The 4,350-nt window shown below is 65.3% G+C and carries 5 protein-coding genes; 4 read left to right on the top strand and 1 reads right to left on the bottom strand.

Going from position 1 to position 4,350, the window contains the following annotated elements:
• The coding region (locus JHD67_RS21025; RefSeq protein ID WP_199101095.1) for an alpha/beta fold hydrolase at positions 1-582 on the bottom strand (582 nt) is incomplete at its 3' end.
• A 125-nt stretch (positions 583-707) separates the two neighbouring features.
• Here JHD67_RS21025 and JHD67_RS21020 point away from each other — a divergent pair.
• From JHD67_RS21020 to JHD67_RS21005, 4 genes are all read left to right on the top strand, one after another.
• On the top strand, positions 708-1,286 hold the full coding sequence (locus tag JHD67_RS21020) for a TetR/AcrR family transcriptional regulator (protein ID WP_199101093.1): 579 nt from the start codon (positions 708-710) through the stop codon (positions 1,284-1,286).
• 239 nt (positions 1,287-1,525) lie between these two features.
• Complete coding sequence (locus JHD67_RS21015) at positions 1,526-3,307, top strand: phosphoenolpyruvate carboxykinase (GTP) (RefSeq protein ID WP_199101092.1); 1,782 nt, start codon at positions 1,526-1,528, stop codon at positions 3,305-3,307.
• Positions 3,308-3,436: 129 nt separating this feature from the next.
• Entirely contained in the window at positions 3,437-3,985 is a 549-nt protein-coding gene (locus JHD67_RS21010; RefSeq protein ID WP_199101094.1) for a sigma-70 family RNA polymerase sigma factor, read from the top strand.
• Positions 3,982-4,350 (top strand): hypothetical protein (locus JHD67_RS21005; protein ID WP_199101091.1); only part of this gene is annotated, 369 nt, incomplete at its 3' end. The genes JHD67_RS21010 and JHD67_RS21005, both read left to right, overlap by 4 nt.

The raw sequence follows: 4,350 nt of genomic DNA, 5'->3' as shown, positions 1-4,350 counted from the left end.
CAGGCGCCCGTCGCGGCCTTCGCGCAGCAGCGGACGCAGTTGATCCTCGGATTTGCGCTCGGCGCGGTGCGGCAGGTACTTGGCGATTTCCTCGGCAGCCTCGGCATAGCTGGCAAAACCATCGGGATGCGCCTGCATGAAGGCGAGGATGCGTTCCACGCCCTTCGTCTCCCAGCGCGGGGTGATATCCACCAGCACCAGCGCGCGGAAGGCATCCGGATCAATTTCACCAGCGAGCACCAGCCCCAGCAGACCGCCCATGGAAGCACCGACCAGGATCGGCTTGCTCAATTCGCGGTGCGCCAGCAGGCGCAAATCGCCCACGAACTGCTCCATGTGGTAATCGCCCCCCGCCACGCGGGCACTTTCGCCGTGGCCGCGGCTATCGAAGGTCACGCATCGATAGCCCTCGGCCGCCAGCACGGACGCCGTGCCGCGCCAGGCGCCCCGCGTCTGGCCAAAGCCATGCGCGAACAGCAAGGAGGGCGCACCGGCCGGGTTGCGCACTTCGACCGCCAGCGCCAAGCCATCGGCGGCGGGCACGGTCTCCACAATCTTGTCGGTAGGCGTTTGATGTACCATACGCAAGAGTATGTAGGCGCTTTTGCGCCCCGTCAATACGCATTGCAAGGTCGCCACCTTGCGCCAATTCAACGACTTGCGGTCACGCCGATTGCAAAGCGGCCGTCTAGGGCTACCATTCCGCTATGAATGTCAGCGCAAAACCCGAACGTACCCGCCTCTCCGCCGAAGATTGGGAAGATGCCGCGCTCAAGCTAATTGCCGACCAGGGCGTCGGCGCGCTTGCTGTGGAAGCACTCGCCCGCCAACTGGGCGTGACCAAGGGCAGCTTCTATTGGCACTTCCGCACGCGCGAGGCGCTGCTGCAGGCGTCACTGGAACGCTGGGAACAGTATGGCGAGCGCGAGGTCATCGCGCAGATCGAAGCCATGCCCGACCCGCGCGCGCGCCTGCCGGAGCTGTTCCGTCGCGTGGCGCACGAACTGGCGCCGCATCGCGTCTATGCCGCGCTGCTCAAGGCGCTGGATCATCCGCAAGTGGTGCCGGTGATGGCTCGCGTTTCGCAGCGACGCATGGAATTCCTCACCAACATCTACCGCGAAGCGGGCCTGCCGACACAGGAAGCCCTCAACCGTGCGCGCCTCACCTACGCGGCGTATGTTGGGTTCTTGCAGCTCAATTTCACGCTTGGCCTGCCGCGCATCAGCCACGACGAGTTCGATGCGTACGTGGAACACATGATCCGCACGCTCACGCCAGCCTAAGCGCAGCATCCCGCGCTTTCCTCACCTACCAACGCCGCCCCAGGGCGGCGTTTTTTTATGCGCTGACCACTGGTAGTCCACCTGCCAAAGTGGTCTGCATGCAACTTTCTAAGCAGCCGCCCGAGCAACGATTTATGGTGCGCCCAGTTGCTATTTTGCTGCGCCACTCCTTGCCATGCCAGTCACTGTAAGTTAGCGTTTCTCTTATTTTTTGGCCTAAGACCATTGTGAGGAACGTGATGTCGAGCAAGCTGGAAGCGCTGCAGCGCTGGGTTGACGAAGTGGCGGCGCTGACCCGCCCCGCGCAAATCCATTGGTGCGATGGCTCGGAGACCGAATACCGGCAGCTGGTGCAGCAGATGCTGCAGACCGGCGACTTGATCGAGCTCAATCAGCAGACCCACCCGGGCTGCTATCTGCACCGCTCGAATCCTTCCGACGTGGCCCGCGTGGAACACCTTACCTTCGTGTGCACCAAGGACGAGGAAGACGCAGGCCCGAACAATCACTGGATGGCCCCGGCCGATGCGCACGCCAAGATGGATGCGCTGTTCGACGGCTGCATGGAAGGCCGCACGATGTACGTGATCCCGTATTGCATGGGCCCGATCGACTCGCCGCTGGCACGCTGCGGCGTAGAGATCACCGACAGCCCGTACGTAGTGATCAACATGCGCACGATGACCCGCATGGGCGCACCGGCACTGGCACGCATCGAGCGCGAAGGCAGCTTTGTAAAGGGGCTGCACTCCACCGGTGAGCTGGACCCGGAGCGCCGCTTCATCATGCACTTCCCCGAAGAGCTGACCATCAAGTCGTACGGCTCGGGCTACGGCGGCAACGCGCTGCTTGGCAAGAAGTGCCACGCGCTGCGCATCGCCAGCTACCAGGCCAAGTCCGAAGGCTGGCTGGCCGAGCACATGCTGATCGTGGGCATCGAGAACCCCAAGGGCGAGACGCATTACATCGCCGCGGCGTTCCCCTCCGCTTGCGGCAAGACCAACCTGGCCATGCTCATTCCGCCCGAGGGCTACCGCAAGGACGGCTGGAAAGTGTGGACGGTGGGCGATGACATCTGCTGGATGCGCCCGGGCGCCGATGGACGTCTATACGCCATCAACCCGGAAGCGGGCTACTTCGGCGTGGCGCCGGGCACCAGCGACGGCACCAACCCCAATGCGCTTTCCACTATCGCGAAGGACACCATCTTCACCAACGTGGCCGTCACCGCGGACAACCAGCCCTGGTGGGAAGGCCTGCCGGGCACGCCCGTCACCGACTGGCAGGGCCGTCCGTACGACCCCGCCAATGGCCCGGCCGCGCACCCCAACTCGCGCTTCACGGTAAGTGCCAAGCAGTGCCCCACATGGTCTTCGCATGCCGAGGACGCCCAGGGCGTGCCGCTCAGCGCCATCGTATTCGGCGGTCGTCGCCCGTCCCTGGTACCGCTGGTGTTCGAGGCCAAGGACTGGGCGCACGGCGTACTGGTCGGTGCCGCCATGGGCTCGGAAACCACCGCGGCCGCCACCGGCGCGGTAGGCGTGCTGCGTCGTGACTCGATGGCGATGAAGCCATTCGCCGGCTATCACTACGGCGACTACTTCCGTCATTGGCTGTCGTTCGACCGCCCCGGCGCCAAGCTGCCGAAGATCTTCCACGTGAACTGGTTCCGCAAAGGTGAGGATGGTCGTTTCCTGTGGCCGGGCTTCGGCGACAACCTGCGCGTGCTGGAATGGATGATCCAGCGTGTGGAAGGCCAGGCTGCCGGTGTGGACACCCCAATCGGCACGCTGCCCGCCAAGGGCGAACTCCAGCTCGACGGCCTCGCGCTCGACGCTCACACCCTCGACACCCTGCTGCACGTCGACCACGCCGGCTGGCAGGACGAACTCGCCGCCATCGGCGAATACCTGCACAGCTTTGGTGACCGCATGCCGCAGCAGCTGCATGCCGAGCAGCAGCGTGTCGCCCAGGCGCTGGATGACGCCGCGGACGCGCCGCGCGCCGCCCTCGCCTCCTAAGCAGACCCGATCCCCACCGGCTGCCTCGCAGCCGGTGGGTGCATCTCACTCGATCGTATAAACCATGCCGCGCGCGGGCGCATCCAAGCTGGCAAGATGATCGCTGCCCGCCCCGCCAACGGAAACACCATGCCGCCTGCGCCCGCCGCGGACCCATCGGACACGGACGACGTTCGCGCCGCCGCGAATGGGGACCGACTGGCCTTTCAGCGCCTTTATAGGCTGCACGTGGGGCGCGTCCATGGCGCGCTGTATCGACTGGCCGGCTACGACCATGCGCGTGCCGAAGATCTCACCCAGGAGGCTTTCGTACGTGCCTGGCAGAAGCTTGCCAGCTTTCGTGGCGACAGCGCCTTCGGCACCTGGCTGTATCGCCTCGCGGTCAACGTGGCACTGATGGACATCCGCTCGCGCGGTGCCGACCCCGTCAGCACCATGGACGAGGACGACATACCCGACCGCGGCGATACGCCATTCTGCGCTGCCGAACGCGACGAATTGGAACGCGCTATCGGCGGGCTGCCGCCACGCGCACGCGCTGTGTTGGTGCTGCACGATATCGAAGGCTGGCGGCACGAAGAAATCGGTGCCGAACTCGGCATGGCGGTCGGCTCGTCGAAAGCCCAATTGCACCGTGCACGGGGCCTGCTGCGCAAAGTTTTAGGAGAACGCTCATGAACGAATTCGAATGGCTACGCCAGACCCGCGCCTTGCGCGAACCGGTGTCGCCGCATCGCGACCTGTGGGCGGGCATCGAGGCCGCGCTCGATGGTGCCGTCGCTTCCACGCCGGCCCCGCAACGTAGCGCCGCATTGAAAGTCCACCGCTGGTTGCTGGCCGCCTGTTTCGCCGCACTTTCGCTGTTCGCCGGCAGCCTCGCCGTGCATCTGCGCGAGCGCCCAGTACAGGCCGGCATGGCGGATACCCATGCGATCGATGCGCGCTGGCATCCCAGCGATCCGCGCCTGGCCGGCGCCGCGGTGGAACTGGACGCCGCCAACATGGAACTGCGCCAGGCCATGCAGCAGGCCCCTGATTCACCG

The sequence above is a fragment of the Dyella sp. ASV21 genome, assembly GCF_016428975.1.
Taxonomy (GTDB): Bacteria; Pseudomonadota; Gammaproteobacteria; order Xanthomonadales; family Rhodanobacteraceae; genus Dyella.
The sequence above is the reverse complement of the archived record's forward strand: the minus strand, read 5'-3'. Positions and strand labels throughout refer to the sequence as shown.

Coding starts and splice junctions, on each gene's coding strand:
- JHD67_RS21020 (WP_199101093.1), top strand. CDS start 708: ATGAATGTCAGCGCAAAACCCGAACGTACCCGCCTCTCCGCCGAAGAT.
- JHD67_RS21015 (WP_199101092.1), top strand. CDS start 1,526: ATGTCGAGCAAGCTGGAAGCGCTGCAGCGCTGGGTTGACGAAGTGGCG.
- JHD67_RS21010 (WP_199101094.1), top strand. CDS start 3,437: ATGCCGCCTGCGCCCGCCGCGGACCCATCGGACACGGACGACGTTCGC.